Annotated in this window: 14 protein-coding genes; 4 read left to right on the top strand and 10 right to left on the bottom strand. The window is 60.6% G+C overall.

The annotated features are described in order from the left end of the window. The first annotated feature begins 3 nt into the window (after positions 1 to 3). The 4 genes from ASD22_RS16940 (at position 4) to ASD22_RS15355 (ending at position 9,812) form a co-directional block, all read left to right on the top strand. Positions 4 to 3,834: a glycosyltransferase gene (locus ASD22_RS16940; RefSeq protein WP_200946381.1), complete on the top strand. Its 3,831-nt coding sequence runs from the start codon at positions 4 to 6 to the stop codon at positions 3,832 to 3,834. A 171-nt stretch (positions 3,835 to 4,005) separates the two neighbouring features. Next, positions 4,006 to 4,851, top strand: coding sequence for a methyltransferase domain-containing protein (locus ASD22_RS16515; protein ID WP_082520297.1), 846 nt, complete (start codon positions 4,006 to 4,008; stop codon positions 4,849 to 4,851). Positions 4,852 to 5,185: 334 nt separating this feature from the next. Further along, positions 5,186 to 7,096: an LTA synthase family protein gene (locus tag ASD22_RS15360; protein WP_082520296.1), complete on the top strand. Its 1,911-nt coding sequence runs from the start codon at positions 5,186 to 5,188 to the stop codon at positions 7,094 to 7,096. Positions 7,097 to 7,307: 211 nt separating this feature from the next. After that, positions 7,308 to 9,812 (top strand): hypothetical protein, encoded by a 2,505-nt coding sequence (locus ASD22_RS15355; RefSeq protein WP_156459038.1) that lies wholly within the window; start codon positions 7,308 to 7,310, stop codon positions 9,810 to 9,812. Positions 9,813 to 9,817: 5 nt separating this feature from the next. On the opposite strand, the gene ASD22_RS15350 is transcribed toward ASD22_RS15355, so the two are convergent. The 10 genes from ASD22_RS15350 to ASD22_RS15305 form a co-directional block, all read right to left on the bottom strand. Further along, positions 9,818 to 10,786 carry a glycosyltransferase family 2 protein gene (locus tag ASD22_RS15350; RefSeq protein ID WP_056085429.1) on the bottom strand — a complete coding sequence of 323 codons (969 nt, stop codon included), beginning with the start codon at positions 10,784 to 10,786 and terminating at the stop codon, positions 9,818 to 9,820. 233 nt (positions 10,787 to 11,019) lie between these two features. Next, positions 11,020 to 11,973 carry a lysylphosphatidylglycerol synthase domain-containing protein gene (locus tag ASD22_RS15345; protein WP_162245080.1) on the bottom strand — a complete coding sequence of 318 codons (954 nt, stop codon included), beginning with the start codon at positions 11,971 to 11,973 and terminating at the stop codon, positions 11,020 to 11,022. An 81-nt stretch (positions 11,974 to 12,054) separates the two neighbouring features. Further along, a complete protein-coding gene (locus tag ASD22_RS15340) occupies positions 12,055 to 12,981 on the bottom strand; it encodes an NAD-dependent epimerase/dehydratase family protein (RefSeq protein ID WP_056085426.1) in 927 nt (308 codons plus the stop codon). Continuing rightward, a complete protein-coding gene (locus ASD22_RS15335; protein WP_056085423.1) occupies positions 12,974 to 14,095 on the bottom strand; it encodes a glycosyltransferase family 4 protein in 1,122 nt (373 codons plus the stop codon). The genes ASD22_RS15340 and ASD22_RS15335 overlap by 8 nt, the downstream gene beginning before the upstream one ends. After that, positions 14,092 to 14,829, bottom strand: coding sequence for a class I SAM-dependent methyltransferase (locus tag ASD22_RS15330; protein ID WP_082520295.1), 738 nt, complete (start codon positions 14,827 to 14,829; stop codon positions 14,092 to 14,094). Before ASD22_RS15330 ends, ASD22_RS15335 begins: the two co-directional genes overlap by 4 nt. 204 nt (positions 14,830 to 15,033) lie before the next feature. Further along, the gene (locus ASD22_RS15325) at positions 15,034 to 15,978 is read right to left on the bottom strand and encodes an FAD-binding protein (protein ID WP_056085419.1); all 945 of its coding nucleotides are present in this window, start codon (positions 15,976 to 15,978) and stop codon (positions 15,034 to 15,036) included. A gap of 103 nt (positions 15,979 to 16,081) precedes the next feature. Continuing rightward, the gene (locus ASD22_RS15320) at positions 16,082 to 16,828 is read right to left on the bottom strand and encodes an electron transfer flavoprotein subunit beta/FixA family protein (RefSeq protein ID WP_056085416.1); all 747 of its coding nucleotides are present in this window, start codon (positions 16,826 to 16,828) and stop codon (positions 16,082 to 16,084) included. Positions 16,829 to 16,941: 113 nt separating this feature from the next. Next, complete coding sequence (locus tag ASD22_RS15315) at positions 16,942 to 19,002, bottom strand: glycoside hydrolase family 99-like domain-containing protein (protein WP_056085414.1); 2,061 nt, start codon at positions 19,000 to 19,002, stop codon at positions 16,942 to 16,944. Positions 19,003 to 19,052: 50 nt separating this feature from the next. Beyond that, positions 19,053 to 21,140 carry a glycosyltransferase gene (locus tag ASD22_RS15310; RefSeq protein ID WP_235577664.1) on the bottom strand — a complete coding sequence of 696 codons (2,088 nt, stop codon included), beginning with the start codon at positions 21,138 to 21,140 and terminating at the stop codon, positions 19,053 to 19,055. After that, on the bottom strand, positions 21,141 to 22,748 hold the full coding sequence (locus tag ASD22_RS15305) for an electron transfer flavoprotein-ubiquinone oxidoreductase (RefSeq protein WP_056085411.1): 1,608 nt from the start codon (positions 22,746 to 22,748) through the stop codon (positions 21,141 to 21,143). Positions 22,749 to 22,926 lie beyond the last annotated feature (178 nt).

Below are 22,926 nucleotides of genomic sequence, written 5' to 3'. Positions count from 1 at the left end.
TTCATGAAACCATTTCGCCTTGACGATCATCCGGTCGCTTTTCTGCGGCCGCGGCTTTCGTTTCCATTCGCCTGGGCTGGACATATCCCGTTTGCGTATTTGCTGATCGACTTGCTGCGTCCACGCAGCCTGGTCGAGCTGGGTACCGATTCCGGCAATTCGTATCTGGCCTTCTGCCAGGCGATTCGTCACCTGGGTGCAGAAACCCATTGCACCGCAATCGATTCGTGGGAAGGCGATGCACATGCGCGAAAATACGCGGACGATGTGTATCTTGGCCTGAAGGCATATCACGACCCGCTGTATGGAAGTTTTTCGTATTTGAAGCGCGCGTTCTTCGAAGACGCAGTGGCTGATTTTGCTGATGGAAGTATCGATCTGCTTCATATTGATGGATTGCATTCCTATGAAGCCGTGCGGAATGATTTCGAGACCTGGCTCCCGAAGCTGAGTGATCGCGCCGTCGTGCTTTTTCATGACACCCAGGTGCGCGATCGCGGGTTCGGTGTTTACCGTCTGATCGAGGAGTTGGCCGGACACTACCCGACGTTCGACTTTGCCCACAGCAATGGATTGGGCGTAGTGCAGGTCGGCGCGCACGCGCCTGAGGAATTCAAGGCTTTCATGCAGGCTGCGCAGGCCGAACCCGAACGCATGCGTGAATGCTTCAGCCAGTTGGGTCAGACCATTGTCCATGCGGACGGTGGGGCGCCAACGCGCGTGGAGGTCACCACACCGGATCTGGTCTGCAGCCTTTTCTACCGGCAACGCGACGGACACTTCAGCGAAGAGCGGTTGCTCAGCGCGAAGCTTGATGTCACCACGGGCAAACGGGCGATCGAATTTCTGTTGCCATCGGGCGTGCGCCCGGACTTTATCCGGCTGGACCCAGGCGAAGCACCCGGCGTGTTTCGCCTGGGCGCGATCCGTCTGGCTATCGAAGGCGACGCTTCGCATGAGGTGGCGATGCCGGATATCCATGCCCGGCTGGGTTTTCTGCATTGCGACGTTTGCCCGGCGGAGGTGGCCAGCGAGCTGCGCATCGTCTCGCTTGAACGCGATCCCTACGTGGAGATCGAGATTGGCGATCTCGTGGCTGACCTGCCGTCGGCTGGCGCGCTGACCCTTCGTCTGGAGTTGACGATTGAGGTCGTGCTCAACGAGCCCGCTGCGTGGGAGTTGACTGCAACGCAGGCCAAGGCGTTAGGCGAGATCCGGCAAGCGGCTGCGGGGCAAATCGCCTTGCGTACCGTGGGTCGAAGCGTGGAACGGCTGGATCATGCCCAGCGGCACATGGCGCAGACCCTGGATGAGCGAATCATGCAGGGAGAGGCTGAATTGCAACGGCGGCTGAGCGCCATTGATCAGCATCTGACCGCTGTTGTCGGCCCTTTGCGACAAGGCTTGGCGGCACTGCAGAAACGTACGAACGATATCGATCAGCATGTGATTGTTGCTGTAGAGCCGCTGCTACAAGGGCTGGCCCGCCAGGAGGCGGTCTTGCGCAGCCTGCTTCAGCGGCGCAGTTTGCTGTCGCGGTTGCGCCTGCGGCTTTCGCGAACCGAGTTCCGGTTGATGCCTCTGCAGCACCTGGGTGCACTGGACCCCGCGGACAGGCGCTGGCAAGTGACGGGCAACGATCCGATGTTTGCCTGCGGAAGTGACAATTTTCCGCTTGCGCCGGGCTGGTACATGGTCAGTCTGGACATGCAGCAGCATGATGGCAGCCCCGTGCAGGCAGTGCTGTACCCGGACTACGGCCCCGGCGTACCGTCGGATATGCAAGGCATCAATCTGTCGTTCGTCAAACCGGGCCAGTCATCACATCGTGGTCTTGTGTGTTTTACCCATCCTCTGCATGGCTTGCGATTCGATCCGGCCACGTCTCCCTGTCAGTTGTCCGTGCGCCGACTCATCATCAAGCGTGTGAGCAAGTTGCGGGCGGGGTTGGCGTTGCTGCAGGCAACCCGAATTTCCACCAGTCAGCCGGGCGGGAAAGGGATCAGCCCGCGCATGGTGCTCAACAAGTTTCGTTCGGTCGGCTTCCGCGGCATGTGGAAGGCGCTCTACGCGTCATATACACGGCCCGTCGGCATTGCGAATACGTATGACGCATGGTTGGAGAACTACGACAGCGTCACGCCACAGGCTGTCGAGCAGGCGCGTTCACTGAGTGCTGCCTGGGAATTCCAGCCGCTGGTTTCGGTTCTCGTGCCTGTTTACAACACCGAAGAGAAGTGGCTGCGCCGTTGCATCGAGAGTGTCCAGGCCCAGGCCTATCCGCATTGGGAGCTGTGTCTGGCGGACGACGCCTCCCCGGCATCGCATGTCACCCGGATATTGAATGAATATGCCGCAAAAGATGGCCGGATCCGGGTCGTGCGGCGCCCTCAGAATGGACATATCTCGGCCACCTCCAACAGCGCCCTGGCTTTAGCAACCGGTGAGTACGTTGCGCTGCTCGATCACGATGACGAGCTTCATCCGTTGGCCCTGTTCGAAGTGGTCAAGGCGTTGCAGTCTCATCGCTCGTGGAAGCTTGTCTACAGCGACGAAGACAAGATCGATCAGGATGGGCGACGTTACGACCCATACATGAAGCCGGACTGGAACTACGATCTGCTGCTTTCACAGAATTGCATCAGTCATCTCGGCATATACCAGCGCCAGCTCATGCTCGACGTGGGTGGTTTTCGTGAAGGTTACGAAGGTAGCCAAGACTGGGACCTTGCCCTGCGTTGTATCGAGCGGCTGACGCCGGCAGACATCGGGCATATCCCCCGCGTGCTCTACCACTGGCGTGCGATTCCCGGCTCCACCGCCGTGGCCGTCGACGAGAAGAGCTACGCGCGCACGGCCGGCATGAAGGCCATCGCCGAGCACCTTGAGCGTGTGAACGCCAACGCCGAGGTGAAGGAAATCGACGGGCGACCCGGAAATTTCCGTGTCAGTTACGCCTTGCCTGCACCGTCCCCAAAAATCAGCCTGATCATTCCAACTCGCGACGGGCTTCACTTGCTCCAGCGTTGCATCGATTCGATTCTCACGCTGACCACCTACGACAACTACGAAATCATCATCGTCGACAACCAGTCGAGTGATCCCGCCACGTTGCAGTACTTGCGCGACGTCGTGGCCGATCCGCGGGTGAGCGTGCTTGCGTACGACAAGCCGTTCAACTACTCGGCGCTGAACAATTACGCGGTTCGGCAGACCCGCGGTGAGCTTGTCGGGCTGGTCAACAACGACATCGAGGCGATTTCTCCTGATTGGCTGCAGGAGATGGCTGGGCATGCCATGAGGCCGGAGATCGGAGCCGTTGGCGCGATGCTGTACTACCCCAACGATACCATCCAGCATGCCGGCGTCGTGCTTGGCGTGCATGGCGTGGCGGCACATGCGTACTGCGGCAAGCCACGTGGTTACCCCGGACAGATGGGGCGAGCCAGACTTGTCCAGAACATGAGCGCGGTGACCGCTGCTTGTCTGCTTATCCGGCGTGCGGTATTCGACGAAGTGAACGGCCTGGACGAGTCCTTGCAGGTGGCGTTCAACGATATTGACTTCTGCCTGCGCGTACAACAGCGGGGCTATCGCAATTTGTGGACCCCTTTTGCGGAGCTGTATCACCACGAATCGGCCACTCGAGGCTACGAAGATTCACCTGAGAAGAAGGCCCGCTTTGCGAGTGAGGTCGAATCGATGCAGCAGAAATGGCCGCGTGAACTGTCCGCTGATCCGGTTTACAGTCTCAATCTCACGCTAATAGGGACGCCGTTCGAGCTGGCATTCCCCCCGCGATTGAAACATATCCGCGGAGATCAAATTTTATAATGGCCTGCACATTCCGGAGACTTTTGTCGAACGTCGTACCGCGGTAGGCGCTCCGTCCTCGGAAGGAGGGGTGACTCCAAGGCATTTTAGATCTCAATCTCCTCGCGCGTGGTCAAGTTCTTCCAGCCTCAGTTTTCCTGCCTTGGCCCATATGATGAGTGCCAATAAAAAGTGAAATTAAGCACTTTTTTCCGACGATCACGAATCGCGGTGAATCGAAGAGAAAGGCTTCTTTGCAACATAGATGTTGCAAAGTGTGCAGGGGTGGAAATTGGCGCCCTCTGCCGGCCGCTCGTCACACGCCAGGATGGTCGTGTGTTCTATGTCGATCATGCCGATACCGCGACATTGCGTGAGAAATATCGAGCCGATCCCGATGTGGATCTGGATGCGCTGGTTGATGTCGACGCGGTGTGGGGAGAGCGGCCATTGGCCGAGGCGCTGGAGGAGCGCGTCGATTACGTGGTGGCATCCCACGTGGTCGAACATGTGCCCGATCTCATTTCATGGCTCGGTGAACTGGCGTCTATTCTGAGGCCGGGCGGTGAAATACGGTTGGCAATTCCGGATCGGCGCTTCACGTTCGACTATCTGCGCAGGGAAACGCGATTGAACGATGTGGTCTATGCGCACATGATGCGTGCGCGTACGCCTTTGCCCCACATCGTGCTCGATTACGTGCTGAACGTGGTCAAGGTCGACGGCGGCGCGGCGTGGAGGGGCGCGTTGCAGGCCGAGACGCTTGAGCGTCACCATTCTCTGGCGCATGCCATGGCCTGCGCGGCACAGGCCATGGATGGCGTCTACCACGACGTGCATTGTTGGGTTTTTACCCCATCCACCTTTGCCGATCTCATGGTTGACCTCGTGAGCCATGGATTGGCCGTTTTTGAATGCACGCAGTTTTTCGATACAGCGCCGATGACCATGGAGTTTTTTGTCGGCCTGAGGCCAACGGCTGATCGGGGTGCTGCAGTAATGAGCTGGAAGGTCATGAGCGAGGCTTGTGCAAAATAGCGAGAGCGTATTCTGGCGCTAGGCGATCGGCGTTTAATCTTCGGCAGTCATGGCATAGGTCGTTCGATTGGCTGCGACCGACGCGGTATTTATTCTGATCGAGGGCGGGGCGGCTCCTGAACCAACTAGAGATTTCACCAGGCTCTGGCAGACGAATGATCCGAGCGTCTATCCGCAAGAGGCGGGAAATCGAAGATGGGAGTAGTTGCAGCTGTTGAGGTGGGCCAATCACCATAGATTGGTCACCAGAGGGGCGCATGGACCGCTTCGAGCGGTACAAACTACAGCCCGGCTTCGCCGGGGATACTTGTGCGATTGCGTGTATGGGAATTGAATGAAACTTCAGGCAAATTTTAGTCGATGGCATCAAATGGCTTTCTTGCTTTCGATGTATGTGCTGTATTTGTACGTTCTCCTCCTTCGCTCCGAGCCTAGCGATATAGGGGACGTAGGCCATGATTTGGTGCGGCTTGTCCTGCCTCTTTTGGAACTATCGCTGCTCAGTTTGATTTGTGTTGCGTGTCTGCATGCGTCTCGTCATGGGCGAAAGCTGCCATGGCTCGTGTTGGCAGGGTCTGCGGTGTCGGTCGTTTATATCATCTATATTGCGCAGATATATTCGGTGTATCTCTCCGATAATTTCATTAGTGTTCTCGCGCTGAAAAATACGGAATCTTCTGGTTTTGTAACTTCTTTGGTGGTGGTCAAGTTCGCCGCTCTGGCTTTGGCCTGGCTGCTGTTTTTTTTGTATGGGTTGACCAAGGAATTTTATCCGACAACCAGCTCCCCGATGACCAGCTTTGTAGGCTATTCCCGGGGGAGGCTAATGGGTTTGCTTGTGGCGGTCATCCTAATTAATTGCGCGGTGCTAGCCCTTCAGAAAAAGAAGAATCATCGACTTGAAGCTGCCTTCTGGCAGGTTCCGATGGCCAACTTTGTGCACAACTTTGTTGTGGCCAAGTTCGATCTCGATGTCGATGAGGAGATTGCGGTTAAAGGCGTCGGCGGGCATTGCTTCAGCTACCCTCGCGCCGCGTCCGCTGTGGCCAACTATCCATTCCAGAAGAGCGAGGCCTACACATATCCGCTGCCATTCGCGCCGCGAATTGAACTTAAGGGATCGTCGCCAAACGTTATAGTCATTTTTTCCGAAGGCACCTCGACCCGCTTGTTGGGTTCTTATGGTGGTCATTACAAAAAACTGACACCCAACATCGATGGCCTGGCGAAGAAATCGATGCAGGTTGAGAACTACTTCAACCATACGGCAGCCACTTATCGAGGACTCATTGGTCAGCTGTCGTCGGGTTATTCGGCTGCCGGCGGCGGAGGGGGGGCGGGCTGGGAATCGGGTGCCAACAAATCTTCGCTCAGTGAGATTCGGCGTCAGACGCTTCCTCGAATCATGAGCGAGTCTGGTTATCAGAGTTACTTTTTCTCCCCTCATAAATCAGAGCGGCCTTTTACGCTCATGTTACGGTCGCTGGGTTTCGATGAGGTATATACCTATCAATCGATTGGAGATGACCTTCTGAGGGGGAAGTATGTGGTACGCCATAATACGGGCGCGCTGGATGATGAGAGCCTCTTTGCTGGTCTGACCGAGTTTCTTCGCCAGCGCGCTGCGTCACCTGGTGGCAAGCCATTCTTTATAGCCACATACAACATCGGCACCCATGCTTTTATCAATATTAATCCCCAAGGTGACGTCGCATATGGGGATGGCTCGCAAGAATTCCTCAACAAAGTTCACAACTTGGATGCATCAGTCGGTTCTTTCCTAAACTACTTCTATACGAGCCCATTCGCCGAGAATACCATCCTCGTTTTTACTTCCGATCATTCGACGTATCCCGAGCCTTTATTCAAAGAAGTGGCGGGGAAGGATTTGAAGCCGTATTTTGTCGACCGAATTCCGCTGCTTATATATGATCCTATCCATGGCATATCGGGTAAGTTCGATGCACGGGGTCGAAATTCGTTGGATCTGGCGCCTACCGTGCTTCAACTGATTGGCAAACGTATCGTGGCCAACAGCTTCCTTGGCCACTCCCTGTTTGAACCACGCAACTTTCCGATAGGCATTTCATCGTTGGGTCGCTGGTACTACATGACGACTAAGGATGGCGTATTCGGAAGGGATGAGATCCCTGCGGAATTGAAAGATCAGTTCGACTGCGAGATAAACGTGGTGCGTCAGTATTATGGAGTCGAAAAAGACAATCACATCTTCAAAGTTGACTGATTTGGGGCGCCTACATCCCATATATTTCCCGGCCTCACATGACGTCTACTCAAAGGTATGCTGGCTTACCCGCAGACCTAGCTGTGCCGGCGGATTTGACAGTGGGTTAACGGCGATCCTCTTCATCCAAGATCTTTAACAATTGCACATACCAAAGACAGTAGTCGCTGCCAATGCGGCTTTGGCATGCATAAGCAAAGAGAGAGGCACAATGAATTTCATCTCCGGGTCAGGTGCACGCGTTGGCGTAAGATTGTTGCCGCTACTGGGTTACCTTGCTTTTGCGATAGGTGTGATCGGCGCAAACCCTTTTGCTGGGGAGACTGTTGGGCCCTTCGACCTGCTCGTGGCACAAGCTGGCTGGACGGTGCCCGATGAGCCGGTGACAGTGCGGAGCCGGGAGCGCTCGGATGTGCTCGATAGCCTGCTACCGAGTTGGGTCTACCAACGGGATGAAATCCGCAAGGGGCATTTATCCGCCTGGAATCCGCTTCCGGCAGGAGGGCGGCCCGGCATTCAAGATCTCTCAAACGCGGAGTTGACTCCCGCGTTTGCAATATTTTCCATGGCGCCGAATGCGGCACTCGGTTTCTATCTGGCAACGCTTTTCAATCTGGCCATGGCGGGTTGGGGGGCTCATCTCTGGTTACGCCGTCGAGCAACCCTGCTGCCCTCGATCTTCGGTGCCGTCACCATCATGCTTTGTGGTTTTCATACAGCATGGCTGTACTGGCCACATACCCTGACCTCCATCTGGATAGGTTGGCTGCTTTGGTCGATCGACCGTTGGTGGAAGACTCCCAGTTATGGGCGTTTTATATCGATGGTGGGTTTTAGCGTCTTGCTTCTGCTTGGTGGGTTTCCATTCGTTGTCTTGCTCGGCGCGGGAAGCGCGGCGCTCTATCTTCTCTGCTTGTGTGCCGTGGACAACCAGCCCCGTGCATTCATGCGCGTCGGTGGATTCGGCGTGGCCTGGATCGTGGCGATGTTGCTCTGCGCCATACCGCTCATTTCATTTCTTACCTGGTTCGCCGGATTTGACGTCAGCTACCGTTCCGGCGGGAGCTCGCTGCACTTGCCTGACGATGCCAGGTTTTTGCTGCCCCATTTCGCGAAGCTGATGCCACGCGTCGAATCCACCATGTATGTAGGTCTGCTTGGACTCGTGCTTGGCTTATTGGCGTTCGGTTTCATATTGTGGCGACGCGGTAAGGTCAGCGTCCTCGGGCTCTATTCACTGTTGCTGGGGGCTGTGGCAGCAACACTGGTGTTTGAAATCATTCCGGCTCCCTATCTGAGCTGGGTGCCCGGCTTGGCACACAATCCCTGGTCCCGAAGCATCATTATTCTCGATATTGCGTTGGCTGTTGCTTCGGCGTTTCTCCTCAATGAAATGTTGACGAGAATACGGTGGAAGCTTCTCGTTCAGTCCGTATTCGTTTCCTTGATTGCTTACCAGGCGGTGGATCTGGCGTCACTCTTTCGACAGTTCAACGGTCCTGTCCCGGTAACCTTTTTTTATCCTGAAAATACTTTGCTGACGAAAATAAATAAAAACATCCGGCCATTCCAAAGTGTAATAACGGACAGGAATTTTCTGATATCGGGAACGCTTGGCTACTATGGCATCCCGGAGTGGTTCGCACATGCCTTCAAGAGCACCGCAATAAAATCGGTGCTGGATAGGGTTATTGACGATCCATTTACCACGCCAACAGCGACTCTCGTAATGGCGAAAGACATACGGATGAATAGTCCGGCCATGTCCGCGTTGGGGGTGCGCTATGTATTGGGTGGCGCTGAAGTGGCGTTTGCTGGCCTGCGACCCAACTTTGGTCAGGACGTAGAGATTCCCGTGCACAAACCGCTTCCGCCCATGCCGGGCCACGAATGGGTGCAGTCGCTCAATCTGGTCAGCAGCTATCATCCACAGGCGATGCTGGTACGTCTGGCTACTTATTCGAGGGCGGACCTGGTTGGCGAGGTTGTGATGACCTTGTACAGGGACGGTGAGGCTGAACCGATAGCTCGTAGTGTTGTTGATGCATCAACAGTGTTGGATAACCACATGGCGGTTTTCCAGCTTCCAAAGACACTTGTCCTTGCACCGGGGAATTATCGGTTCATATTTTCCTATCAACATGCGGGCGCCACAGACCGTATCACTGCGTGGTATACGCCAGCGGCCGCAGAAAATTGCTCGCTGCGGGTGGATGGCAATCCAATATCAGGTTGTATCGAGTTTGACCTGGCTGCGCCCCGCGATGACGCCGGGACATTCGTGCCGGTTGCCTCGGACAACGGCATGCACCTGATGGAAAATACCAACGTCCCGTCCGGGCCCTATTTTCTGCCAACGCTAAGTGCGTGGCCAGGTCGCGAGAGCTCAAATGAGGTGCGACTGCTGGGTCGAGACGAAACGGATTTCACATTGGAATACCTCGGCACCCGTCCTGGTTTTGTTGTGGTGCCAATGAACTTTCCGAAGAAAGACTGGCTGGTTCGCATGGATGGCACCGAAGTCTTTCCCGAATGGTATCTCGGTGGATTACCAGCATTCTCCGTGAATGGGCCGACCACGCTGGAATTCAGCTATCGCCCGAATTCACTACGCTATGGCACCTGGATATCCCTGATCACTCTGTTGGGACTTTTGTCGGGGTGGGCTTTTTTTGCAAGGCGTCGCAGGGGGGCGTCTCCGAACACCAACGTTTGATCGGGTTATGGTGTGGAATCGTTTTGACGCGAATCACGCTTGAGTTCGAGTTGCCTGACGCGGAGAAGAATGCGCTCCGAGAGCTTTCGATTGGTGGCAATCAGGTCGCCGATCAAACCCATCATGTACAAAAGCATGCCTAGCGTGATGCATAGCGAGGCAAGAATCACCGATTGGATATGGCCCGCACCGCTACCGTCGAAGTAGTGGTACAGAAAACGTCCGCCCGCGGCCAATCCGATCAGCCAGAAAACCGAGCCAACATAGAAAAACAGTGCAAGCGGCCGATAGATCACGAATACGCGAAGAATCGTCACCAACGAGCGCTTCACGTAGCTGGATATGCTTTTGACCAACCGTGACGGCCGAAGGTCGCCGTTGGTACGGATTGGAACAGAGAGAATGGTCAGGTTGCTCTGGCCGGCCTGAATGATTGTTTCCAGGGTGTAGGTATAGGCGTTGAACACATTCAGGCGCAGCGCCGCTTCGCGCGACATGGCGCGGAAGCCGCTGGGAGCGTCGGCAACGTCGGTCTTGCTCGCTACCCGCACCGCCCAACTGCCGAGGCGCTGCAGTTTCTTCTTGATCCAGGAAAAGTGCTCCGTGTCGTCGATCGGCCGCGTACCAATGACAATGTCCGCCTCATGCGCCAATACCGGTGCAGTGAGCTTGGGGATGTCGGCGCCGCAGTATTGATTGTCTGCATCAGTGTTGACGATGACATCGGCGCCCAACCGCAGGCACGCATCGAGTCCGGACATGAAGCCAACCGCCAGGCCGCGGTTCACCGGATGGCGCACCACATGGTGAACGCCGTTCTGGCGTGCGACCTCCGCCGTATTGTCGGTCGATCCGTCATCGATGATCAGCCATTCCACCGCGTCGAAGCCAGCGACTTCACGGGGCAGGTCAGCCAACGCGATAGCCAGTGTCTCGGACTCATTGAGGCAGGGGATCTGGATGATGAGTTTCATGGGTTCACCTTGATGCTTGAGTGTCGTTCGGTTCGAAACAGGTTCTGCATGGTTCTGTTGTTGGATGGCGTGCTCTCCGCGCCTCCCGTAGTTCTCTGCCTGCCGCTGATCGTCTTGTGATATTGCGGCGGTTGCTGGGCAACGGGTGAGTCTGGTCCTGGTGATTGATCCTTCGCCTCAAGCGGACTTGGGCGAATGGGCTTTCCGATTGTGCATGCAGTTCCGAGATTCGATTAGTTGACGGGTCGGCGCAGCATGAACACGCTGCCCAACGCAAAGTTCAACAGATCACCCAGTGTGGTGGCGATGCGCAACGTCACCACGACCAGTACTACGTCGACAGGTGCCATGACGCCGCTTAGCCAGGCACTGAGCAGGGCTTCACGGATGCCCAATCCCGCCGGTGCACCTGGTGCGACAAAGCCAAGTATCCAACTGCTCGCAAATGCGCCTACGAAAAACAGTACGCCAGGAACCTGCGAAGTCGGATCGACCAGTGTGTGCGCGACCAGCCACAGGCCGGCTCCGATCATCACAAAGCTGCTGGCATAAAGCGCATAGCAGGCGACCACCGTAGTGGGGTCGAGGTGAAGGCGCGTGAGTCCGGATTCTTCCTCCGGGTGTTGACCTCCCCTCAGGCGACCCAACAAGACAGCGAAACGTGGCGCCAGCCACAGGGCTGCCACTGCAAAGGCGGTGACGGCCGCCAGCAGTGGCAGCCGATATTCGGTGATTCTCCACGTCAGCAGGGCTGCGGGTGGCGACCACAGGAGCGTAAGAGCGCCGATGTGTGCGCTTGCGACGAGCGCCAGCAGCAGTTCGTAAGCTACGGAAAAGACAGCTGCGGGGAGCTGCACGTTGGCCCCACGTGCGAGTGCGATACGGCCAATATGCTGAGCCACGTTACCTGGAAGGTATTTGCCGAATTGCGTCGTAGCGAGAATGGGGAGCAGGCGGCCGAACCTGGCTTGCTGATTCATGGATCGAAGCAGCAGTGTCCAGGCAATCGCCGTCGTAATGATGGACGAAGCGTAGAGCAGTGTCAGGGAGGCTCCCGCAAGCATCACCTTGCCATCGAGCAGGGCGGATAAATCCTTGCCGGCAAGCGCCTGATGGGCGTACAGCACGAAATACGCGCCGGCCGCGAGCGCCAGCAGAATACCGAGGGCCTTGAAGATGTGTTTCATCATCGGGTGCGTTGCTGCCGACTCGCATGAGATCGAGCCGCAACAGGAGCGCCCGCGATTGGACAATCGGTAACACGATGCTCAGTGGGTCGCACGGCGGAAATGCTCCCATGTTTGCCTGATCCCGGCTTCCAGCGATGTTCCGTGTTGCCACCCGTATGCCTGTGCCGCCAAGGTGGGATCCATGGCGATGCATGAGGCATCAACCACCCGCCCAGGTTCGTAACTGCGTTGCAGAGGCTGGCCGGCAACTGATTCCATGATGCCAAAGAGCTCGTTGAGGCTGACGCTTGTTCCACTGCAGGCGTTGAAGGTACGCACCCCTGCCGGCATCGGGTTGGTCAGCACAAGTGCGCACAGCTCGACCAGGTCATCAATGTAGACGTAGTCGCGTTGTGCGGATCCGTCGCCCCACACATGCAGTGTCTCGCCGCGCAACATCGTGCCGAACGCTGCAGGGATCACACCGAATCCCTTGCGTTCCGGCTGGCCTGGGCCATAGACATTGGATGGGCGCAGGATGGTCGCCTTGCCGCCAGACTGGCTGCACCAGGCCGCGATGAATGTCTCGGAGGCCAGCTTGGTTGCGCCATGGTAAGAGCGCGGCTGAAGCCGCGCCGATTCGCTGGACGGCTGCGTGGTCGTATCGGCGTACAGCGACCCTCCTGAAGACATGTACAGCAAGTCGACCTGCGGATGCTCGTGGAGAGCCTGTAACAAGGCGGCAGTGAGATGGAGGTTGGTCTCGACCTCATGCAGCGGTCGTGCGGCAGAGGTACCGGGCGTGGACGTCGTCGCCAGATGCACGACGGCCCGGCTGCGTTGCAGCAATGGGTCGAGTTGTTCGGGCTCGCGGAGGTCGCCGATCACCTGCTCGATCAGCGCATGGTGGGGGACGTCGCCGTTTCGGCTTACCGCGATCACCGGTATCCCTCGTTCCGCCAAGGATCGGGTGAGGTTGCGGCCAATGAACCCGCTGGCCCCGAGAACCAGAATGGAATCAGCCACCGTGCGAATCTCCGCGCAGGTGGTTGTAAACCCGGATATAGCGTTGTGCGCAATCGTCCCATGTACCCAATTCGTCGTTCACTCGACGACGAGCGGCTTCTCCGAATTGCTGATTGGTCGCGGCATCCTCCAGGCGTGCCAGAGCATCGCCATAGCTTTGCGGTGAGTCGCACAACAAGCCGGTTTCCCCATCGATGACCACCGTGGCGTGCGCAGGCATCCGCGATGCGATGATCGGCATACCCGCAGCCATCGCTTCCAGCATGACCTGGGGGCGCCCTTCCGCATGGCGGCTCAGCGTGATGAGTCCGCAGGCTTGCGGAAACCATTCCCTGGCGAGCTGTTTCGGCGCGGCCGGACCGTGATAGTGCACCCACGACGGCACGTCGATGGCCTGTTCCATGGGACCAAAGAGGTGTAGTTCCCGCGACCCATCTTCAAAGAGTGATCGGGACCATTCGAACAGGGGCCCCATTTTTTCCGCCGTGAGTCGGGCGACGACCAACCACCGTTTCGGGCTCTGGTCCAAAGGCTTGCGCTGGATTGCGTACCAGACCGGATCAATGCCGAACGAGATCGGCTGGATCTCGGCAATATCGCCAAAGGCCTGCTGCAATGGTTCGCACATCCATTCGGCATTGGGACAGATGGCTACCCGTCTGTGGCGCATCACGCGTCTCAACAGCGGCCGCATGAATGGAAGCCCGAGCAAACGGAGATCATTGCCTAGAACAGTGATCAGTGCGGGCTTGCCATCGCGCGGCAACGGCAGGGCCGATTGCAACCAGTTGATGTGGTAGACATCGACATCGCGCTGCCGCCTGTATGCCGCGGCCAGTATCCGCAACAAGCGAACGGGCGAAAGCAGGGCGCGCACGCCGCCGCTGCGCATCATGTGCGAGATGCCGCCGAGATCGACGAGCTTGCCCAGCCAATCACTGTCCGACGGTGTGGTTGCTTTCGCGACGCCTTCAGGCAATTCGCCGGGGGGCGCCCATACGCTCAGCTCGATCGAAGGGGCGCGAGAAAGACCGAACACCATGTTCCTGATGAACACGCCGCGGTATCCGGCTGCATCGCGCGGATACATGGTGCTGACGAAAAAAACCTTCATGTTTTAGGCCCATCGCCAGTTGCCGGTTCCGTGCCCTTGCGGAGTTCCAGGAAATGCCCGGTGGCAATGTTTTTCCAGTCCGGCCATAGCTGCGACATCAACCAGGTCACCGCATTGGTAAGAACGATCGCCAGCAATGCGATGGGTAACAGAAGAATTTTCAGAACCCCCTTCTTGGCATCCACGCCACCTGCGATAGCGAGACACATGATCAAGCCGGCGGCGCGGATCGCATGCCCGGATCGGTGCAGCGAAACGACTTCCAAAGACGCTCGTGCCGCATCGCGGCGCAGGCCGAATTCCGTAAATCGCTGGAAGTCGAAAGGCTCGTTGTGCAGAGGGTATAGAAACGGCATGGAGATCCAGGCCCGGCCACCGGGCCTGAGCACGCGCGCGATTTCCTTCAGCGCAAGCGCCGGATCGGGGACGTGCTCAATGACTTCAAAGCAGACCACGCCATCGACGCATTGGTCGGCGATGGGAAGAATACAGGCGTCGGCAAAAATATCCGGGCGGGCATCGTAGAACTCGTTACCGGTTGCCGGATAATCCAGGGCAATGTAATTGACTGCCTTCGGCAGATGGGCCGCAATCCACCGGTCGGCGGCGCCTATATCGAGAATTACGCCTGTGGCGCTGGTCAGACCTTGTGGTACCTGACGTTTACCCAATAGCCACTGGGGGTGAATGGGGGTGCGCCTGAGTATCCGTGCGCATTCATGTAGCAAGCCCATCAGAGGATCTCCTTTGGGAGGTCCGCTGCGGCGCCTGCCCGAACTGGCACGGTAAGGACACGCAAAGAAGTTGATCCTCGCGGTACGAGACCGTGTTGCTCCATTGATAATTCCCGAACCTGGATGGAATGAGCGCTAATGCTAAACCATCACCCGGCCCGAGGCGTGACCGGCCGCCTGGAGTGCTGAAGCGGCCTCGACCGCTCAGCCTAACGCCGCTTCCAGCTCTGGAATGATCTTGAACAGATCCCCCACCAGTCCGAAGTCCGCCACCTCGAAGATCGGCGCCTCGCCATCCTTGTTGATCGCCACGATGGTGCCGGCGTCCTTGATGCCGGTGAGGTGCTGGATGGCGCCGGAGATGCCGATGGCCATGTACAGCTCGGGGGCGATGATCTTGCCGGTCTGGCCGACCTGCATTTCGTTGGGGCAGTAGCCGGCGTCGACGGCGGCGCGCGAGGCGCCGACGGCAGCGCCGATCTTGTCCGCGAATTTGTAGATGATGTCGAAGTTTTCCTTCGAGCCGACACCACGGCCACCAGAGACAACTTTGGCGGCGCTTTGCAGGTCGGGGCGGTCGCTGCTGCCCTGGTTCAGTTCCACGAAGCGGGTGTGGGTGGGCAGCGGAACGTCGATGGTCAGTGCTTCGACCGGCGCGGTATTGGCGCCCGAGGCGGCCGCCGACCACGAGGCGGTGCGGATGGTGGCGACCACGGTGTGATTGGCATCGGCTTCGACGGTGATGATGGCGTTGCCGGCGTAGATGGGACGGTTGAACGTGTGAGCGGCCTCGACGCTCATCACGTCGCTGACTTGGGCCACACCCAGCAGCGCAGCCACGCGCGGGGCGATGTCCTTACCGAACGTGGTGGAAGGCGCAAACACATGGCTGTAGCCATCGGCGGCCTTGGCGATCTGCGGTGCCAGCACGGCAGCCAGCGGATGCGCGTTCTCAGGCTTGGCGACGGTCAGCACGCGGCTCACGCCTTCGATCTTCGCGGCTTCCGCGGCGATGGCGTCGGGGGCGTCGGACAGCACCAGCACGTCGATGGCATCGCCCTTGATGGCGGCGGCAGCGCTGACGGCGCGCGCGGTGGATGAGTTCAGCTTGCCGCCGAGGTGTTCGGCGATGACGAGAATCTTGCTCATGAGTGTCTCCGAAGCTTCATGTAGGAGCCCGCGCTGTGGGCGATGCTCTTTGTGGTTATTGAAAAGCGTCGCCCACAGGGTGGGCTCCTACAGGTATGAGGGGTTACAGCAGGCCTTTCTGCTTCAGTGCGGCGACCAGTTCGGCGGCGTCCTTCACCATCACGCCCTTGCTGCGTTTGGCGGGCGCGGCGTAATGCGTGGTTTTCAGGTGGTCGTGCGCCTCAACGCCGAGTGAGCCGAATTCGATCACGTCGATCGGCTTGGACTTGGCCTTCATGATGTCGGGCAGCTTGATGAAGCGCGGCTCGTTGAGGCGCAGGTCGGTGGTGATCACGGCGGGCAGGTCGGCCTCGATCACTTCCAGGCCGGCGTCGACTTCGCGCGTTACCGTGGCCTTGCCGTCGGCGATCTCCACCTTGCCGGCAAACGTGGCCTGCGGGCGATCCCACAGGGCCGCCAGCATCTGGCCGGTCTGGTTGGCGTCGTCGTCGATGGCCTGCTTGCCCAGGATCACCAGGCCGGGCTGCTCTTTCTCGATCAGCTTCAGGAAGACGCGAGCGGCGGTCAGCGGCTGCACCGCGTCTTCGGTGGTCACGTGGATGGCGCGGTTGGCGCCCATCGCCAGGCCATTGCGCAGGTGGGCGGTGAGGTTGGCCGGGCCGATGCCGACCACGATCACTTCCTCGGCGACGCCTTTCTCGCGCAGGCGCAGGGCTTCTTCCAGCGCGATGTCGTCGAATGGATTGGCGGACAGCTTGACGCCATCGGTCACCACACCACTGCCGTCGGGTTTGACCTGGATGCGCACGTTGTAATCCACGACGCGCTTGTAGCCGACCAGAATTTTCATCGGAGATTCCTACTTCGTTGGCTGCCCCTGTCGGGACGCGTGAACACCCATTCTAACCGGCATCAAACCGTCGTACGAAATGAATCCGCGGGGACTTCCGTGGCGTGGGGGAATCAGCCGCTGCGCTGCGCGTACGGGTAGGTGGTCGCCTTGCCTTCTTCCAGGCCCATCAGCGAGGCAATGCTCCTGGTGGCAAATCCGCTTTCGGAGGCGGCGAGGTTGAACGTGCGCTCCACCGCGTGCGCTAGGGTGCCGTCGCGCTGGGCCGCCTCGGCTTCGAAATCCAGCACGTCGAGATGGGCGTCGAGCAACAGCCGCAACGCGGTGGGGCGCAACCAGAACATGGTGCCAGCCACGAAACTGCCGTACCCGGCTTCGGGCATTGGTATGCCGGCGCGGCGACAGAGGTAATCCACGTTGGCCCGGTTCTGGCCCCAGTAGTGGTCCAGCGGCTGCAGGTGGCCCTCGGCGTGGACAATGCCCAGGGCTGGATCGTCGGCAAACGCGGAGAGAATGCGGCCGACCCGCTCGGGCGCCAGCAGCTTGCCGAGCAGGTCGGTGCGCCACGCGTCGCCGTTTTCGCGATGGGTCGAGCGCTTGCTGTGCAGTTTCAGCACCACGTCCACGCCTTCATCGAGCAGGCGGTTGGCGACGTGAAGGAAGGGCAGGATGTCGCGCCCGCGGTTCTCGAAGACCTCGATCTCCGCATCGATGCCGAGCTGCGCGGCGCGCTCGCGAACTTGCTGCTCGCGTTCGTGGGCAGTGGTGATGATGATGCGCCAGTCGACGCGGCTGGCGCGCAAGGCGGCGGCCAGTTCGTCCAGCAGGTCCGGATACCAGATATGCAGCACCGCGCAGGGGCGCGAGTCCGTGGCCGGCACCGGGCGCAGCGCCGTGCGGGTGGCGTCGAGCCAGGCGTGGCCGAGCCGAGTATCCGGTTCCAGCACGGCGCCTTCCGCCCATTCGTTCCATGCGTTGACGAAGACCATCGGCTGCGTGGGAAACCGTCGCTGCGCAGTGTCGACAGCGTGGCGCAACCAGTCGCGATAGCCGCGTGGCGAGGCGTGCGCGAACACGCGGCCGCGGCCGCTGCGGCGCGGTTCGTTGTCCCAGCCCGGATTGACTGCGGGATAGCGCGGATAGGCGGGATCGGCTTGCGCGACGGATTGCCGCACCAGTTCGCGCCAGTCGTGTACGTCACCGCTGTAGTTGGGATTGAGCAGGTGCTGGCGCGCGGTGATGGGCGAGGGCGAGATGTTGTTGGGCGGGAATTCGACCGCGGCATCGAAGCCGATGTCGCGCGGATCGACGCGGTCGAAACTCTGCACGTAGGCGAGCCGGATCTCGCCGATACCGTGGCTGCGGCACCACTCGCGCCAACGTTCCGCCGTCTTGCGCGGCTCCGGCAGCAGGCCGGGCCGGTAGATCAGCAGCAGCGGCTGGCCATCCACGCGCAGGTAGCGTGGGTCGGCGAGATAGGGCGCGATGTATTCGATGAAGGCGAGGTCGTCGTCGGCGCTGTGCTGCTGGCCGATCAGGATGTCGTCGGCGCGGCCATCCCAGCGTCGCGACCAGTTTTCGTTGGCCCAGCACAGGCACAGCGGCAGGTCTAGCGATGGGTCGGCCAGCCATTGCCGCAGCGGTTGTTCGAGCAGGGTCTTGCCGGCGAACCAGTAGAAATAGCTGCAGAACGCGCCGATGCCGTACTCGCGCGCCAGTTGCATCTGCCGGCGCATCGCGTCGGGCAGGCGCAGGTCGTAGAAACCCAGCTCGCCAGGCAGGCGCGGCTGCGCGTGGCCTTCGAATTGCGGCAGCGCCCGAGTCACGTTATGCCATTCGGTGAAGCCAGCGCCCCACCACGCGTCGTTCTCCGGGATCGGATGGAACTGCGGCAGGTAGAACGCCACCACGGTGGCGGGTAGTGGTGCGGGCAGGGTGCCGACGCGATGGGGCATGTAACCGATCGCGCGTCCCGCGGCGTGACGACGGGGGCGACGCGCGGCCAGCGACACGTCGGCGATCTGTCCACGCGGCCCTTGCGGCACCAGTTCGGCATGCCGTTCCAGGAAACGCTGGCGCAGCCGGTCGCGTGTGGCCACAGGCATCGGGGTCAGCCGAAAACCCGTGCGCAGCACGGTGAACAGATAGCGTTTGGCAAGGTCGCGGGGTGACATGACGGCCTATCGGGAGTGATGCCGGAGCATCGCGGTTGAGGTGGCCGGGGTCAATCCAGCACGCGATGCAGGGCGGCGTCGGCGGCGTCGGCGGAGAAGTGCTGGCGCACGTTGTCCAGCCCTTGTTCGGACAATTGCCGCCACAGCGCTTCGTCGTGCGCGAGCCGTTGCACGGCGTCGGTGAAGGCGGCGGCATCGTCAGCCACCAGCACGTTGGTGCCGTCGCCCAGCTGCATGCCTTCCACGGCGATGGTGGTGGCGATCACCGGCAGGCCGTGGCTCATCGACAGGTTGATCTTGCCCTTGACGCCGGCGCCGAAACGCAGCGGCGCCAGCGAAGCCAGGCAGCTGTCCATCCACGGCGTCAGGTCGGCGACGCGCCCGTGCAGTTCGAGGCCGGGTGTGTCGAGCTCGCGTCGTGCGGTATCCGGCATGTCGCCGAAGACGTGCAGGCGGATGTCTGGCATGACCTGGCGCAGTCGCGGCAGGATCTCGCTGGCGATCCAGCGGATGGCGTCGCTGTTGGGCGGGTGGCCGTAACCGCCGATGAAAAGCAGGTCGGCGCGCCCGGCGAAAGGCTGCCCGCAACCGTGAACCGGGTGGATGTTGGACAGCAGCTCGACCTGCGCCTGCGGCACCAGCTCTGCCAGCAGCGCCTTCTCGTGCGGGCTGACCACGAAGCTGACATCACTGCGCGCGATCAGGGCGAGCTCGCTGCGCTGCGAGGCGGCGGCCTGGTGCGCCAGCATGCTGCTGCCGCCGTGTTCGGCCGCGCGCTGCTCGCGCAGAAAGTGCAGATCCACGGTGTCGAACAGCAGCTTCGCTTTCGGCGCATCGCGACGCACCAGCTCCGCATACTGGCCGGCCACGGTGTGCCGGCACAGGATCACCGCGTGCAGTTCGTGGCCATGCCGGCGCAGCCAGGCGGGCACGCTCTCCAGCGAGGTTTCACAGCCGAGTTCGCCGAGGGCGGCGATTTCACGGCTGCTTGCGCGGCCGTCGTCGGGAATGAAGCTGGTGCTCCAGCCTTGCGCGTCCAGCAGTTGCAGGATCGCGTGCAGGCGCAACGACCCGGAATCGCGGGTGGGCTCCGGCGTCATCGCATCCACCACCAGCACGCGACCGCGCTTGCGCCAGCGGATCGCGCGCTCCAGCGCGGTGCCGGCGGGCGGCTGCGCTGCCAGCTGGGTCGCCCACTTGTCGATGAACTTCGCCTGGTTGATCGACTGGTACCGCTTCATGCCGCTGCCGAGGTCGGTGCCCGCACTGATGCCTTCGCAGTGGATCACCAGGCTGGCGGGTTCGTAATACACGCGCAGACCGATGTGGCGCACGGCGAAGGCGAGGTCGGTGTCTTCGTAGTAAGCCGGTGCGTAGCGCGCGTCGAAGCCGCCGAGGCGCTGGAACACCTCGCGTCGGATCATCAATGAGGCGCCGGAGACATAGTCGGTCTCACGACGGTAGCGGAATGCTGATGCATCGCGCCGCTCGAAACGGCCGGTGGTCCAGCAACTGCCGTCGGCGAACACCAGGCCACCGGCTTCCTGCAGGCGGCCATCGGGGTAGACCAGCCGGCTGCCGGCGATACCGCAGTCCGCGCGCTCGGCGAAGCAACGCAGCAGCGCATCCAGCCAGCCCGGCGTGACCTGCGTGTCGTTGTTGAGGAACAGCAGGAATTCGCCGCGCGCCTGCGCCGCGCCCGCGTTGCTGCTGCCGATGAAGCCGAGATTCGCCGGGTTGCGCAGCAGCTGTACGCCATCGATCTGCGCCAGTGTGGTGGCGCTGTCGTCGGGAGAGGCGTCGTCGACCACGATGACTTCGAAGGGCGCCTGTGCGCCGTGGCGCGCCAGCGAGCGCAGGCAGGCCAGGGTATAGGCGAGCTTGCCGTGGACCGGAATGATCACCGATACCTGCGGCTGGTTGCTGACCGGCAGGGCGAAGGGGGTGAACGGTTCGTCCAGCGGCAGCAGCGCCAGTGCCTCATCGCGCTCGGGGCGTGACTCGAATTCCTGGCGCATGCGCGCCAGCGTGCCGCGTATGCCGCGCAGCGCGAAGCTGCCGCGCGTGCGCTGCAGCAGGTACCCGAGGCGTTTCAGTCGCCATGACAATTGGCCGATCAGCGGATTGCCCTCGGCCACTCAGAGATTCTGGTAATTCGGCCCCGAGCCACCCTCGGGCGTGACCCAGGTGATGATCTCGTACGGGTCCTTGATGTCGCAGGTCTTGCAGTGCACGCAGTTGGCTGAGTTGATCTGCAGGCGCTTGCCGTGTGGCTGGGTTTCGTCGGCCACCATCTCGTAGACGTTGGCCGGGCAGAAGCGGGTGCAGGGGTTGTCGTATTCCTCGACGCACTTGGTCGCGCAGATGTCGGTGTCGGCCACGTGCAGGTGGATGGGCTGGTCTTCGTCGTGTTCGGTGGCGGCGAAGTAGACGCTGGCCAGGCGGTCGCGCGGGGGCAGGGTGCGTTGCACGTAGTCGCGCTCGGGCTCGTCGTATTCGCCGAGCTTGTGCAGCGATGACCAGTCCGCCTTGTTCTTCAGCGTCCACGGCGAGGCGCCGCCGGTGACGGTTTCCCAGGCCGCATTGGCCATGCCGAACCACAGGCCTTTCTTGAAGCCGGGCTTCACGTTGCGCACTTTTTTCAGTTCGGCCATCACGTCCGACCCGCGCAGGCGCGCGTCGAAGCCGCGGGTATCGAGTGTTTCGGCCACGTGCTCGGCGGCCAGCATGCCGCTCTTGATGGCCTGGTGCGTGCCCTTGATCTTGGGCACGTTGAGCAGGCCGGCGGTGTCGCCGATCAGCAGTGCGCCGGGCATTTCCACCTTGGGCAGGGACTGGAAGCCGCCGGTGGCCATCGCGCGCGCGCCGGCGGAGAGGATGCTGCCGCCTTCCAGCAGGGGCTTGATCAGCGGGTGGTGCTTCCATTGCTGGAACGCTTCCCACGGCTTGTATTCGGGGTCGCTGTAGTCGAGGCCGCTGACGTAACCCAGCGCGATGCGGTCGCCATCGAGGTGATAGATGAAGCCGCCGCCATAGGTGCGCGTGTCGGCCGGCCAGCCGAAGCTGTGCACGATCTTGCCGGGCGTGGCGCGGCCGGCGGGCACCTGCCACAGCTCCTTGATGCCGATGGAATAGCCCTGCGGGTCGCTGTCCGCATCCAGCTTGAAGCGCTTGACGAGCTGCTTGGTGAGGCTGCCGCGCGCGCCCTCGGCCAGCACGGTGACCTTGGCCTTGATGTCGATGCCTTCGGTGTAGCCGGGCTTGTGCGTGCCGTCCTTGGCTACGCCCATGTCACCGATGCGCACGCCGGCGACCGAGCCATCCTCGTTGTAAATGTTGTCGGCGGCGGCGAAGCCGGGGAACACGTCGACACCCAGCGCCTCGGCCTGCGGCGCCAGCCAGGCGCACAGCGCGCCCAGCGACACGATGAAGTTGCCGTGGTTGTGCATGCCCGGCGGCAGCGGCAGCTTGCGCGCGCCGGTCTTGCTGAGCAGGAAAAACTGGTCCTCGCCGGCCGGGATGCAGATCGGCGGCGGGTTGTCGCGCCAGCCCGGCAGCAGCGCATCCAGCGGCTGCGGCTCGATCACGGCGCCGGACAGGATGTGCGCGCCGATGGTCGAGGCCTTCTCGATCACGCAGACGTTGACGTCGGGCTTGAGCTGCTTCAGCCGGATGGCAAACGACAGCCCGGCCGGCCCCGCGCCGACCACGACAACGTCGTATTCCATGGTTTCGCGTTCGCTCATCGCGGACTCCGGCAGCAGGTGGGAAGGGCGGCATGGCGCCAAGGATGCGCGATACCACTGCGTATTGTCCGGTTTCGCGTGCTGCGCGGCAACGCAGGCGGAAACACGCGACCGTTGGCGGTGTCGTGATATGTGTGTGAAGACGCACCGGCGCTTGCAATCGACTTGCGTTCAATGG

The organism is Rhodanobacter sp. Root480, from assembly GCF_001426645.1.
GTDB lineage: Bacteria > Pseudomonadota > Gammaproteobacteria > Xanthomonadales > Rhodanobacteraceae > Rhodanobacter > Rhodanobacter ginsenosidimutans.
This window is presented reverse-complemented; position numbering and strand designations above follow the sequence as displayed.

Excerpts from the sequence above, each read along its gene's own strand:
- ASD22_RS15360 (WP_082520296.1), top strand. The coding sequence starts at position 5,186 with ATGAAACTTCAGGCAAATTTTAGTCGATGGCATCAAATGGCTTTCTTG.
- ASD22_RS15355 (WP_156459038.1), top strand. The coding sequence starts at position 7,308 with ATGAATTTCATCTCCGGGTCAGGTGCACGCGTTGGCGTAAGATTGTTG.
- ASD22_RS15350 (WP_056085429.1), bottom strand. The coding sequence starts at position 10,786 with ATGAAACTCATCATCCAGATCCCCTGCCTCAATGAGTCCGAGACACTG.
- ASD22_RS16940 (WP_200946381.1), top strand. The coding sequence starts at position 4 with ATGAAACCATTTCGCCTTGACGATCATCCGGTCGCTTTTCTGCGGCCG.
- ASD22_RS15325 (WP_056085419.1), bottom strand. The coding sequence starts at position 15,978 with ATGAGCAAGATTCTCGTCATCGCCGAACACCTCGGCGGCAAGCTGAAC.
- ASD22_RS15335 (WP_056085423.1), bottom strand. The coding sequence starts at position 14,095 with ATGAAGGTTTTTTTCGTCAGCACCATGTATCCGCGCGATGCAGCCGGA.
- ASD22_RS15345 (WP_162245080.1), bottom strand. The coding sequence starts at position 11,973 with ATGAAACACATCTTCAAGGCCCTCGGTATTCTGCTGGCGCTCGCGGCC.
- ASD22_RS15330 (WP_082520295.1), bottom strand. The coding sequence starts at position 14,829 with ATGGGCTTGCTACATGAATGCGCACGGATACTCAGGCGCACCCCCATT.
- ASD22_RS15315 (WP_056085414.1), bottom strand. The coding sequence starts at position 19,002 with ATGTCACCCCGCGACCTTGCCAAACGCTATCTGTTCACCGTGCTGCGC.
- ASD22_RS15305 (WP_056085411.1), bottom strand. The coding sequence starts at position 22,748 with ATGAGCGAACGCGAAACCATGGAATACGACGTTGTCGTGGTCGGCGCG.
- ASD22_RS15320 (WP_056085416.1), bottom strand. The coding sequence starts at position 16,828 with ATGAAAATTCTGGTCGGCTACAAGCGCGTCGTGGATTACAACGTGCGC.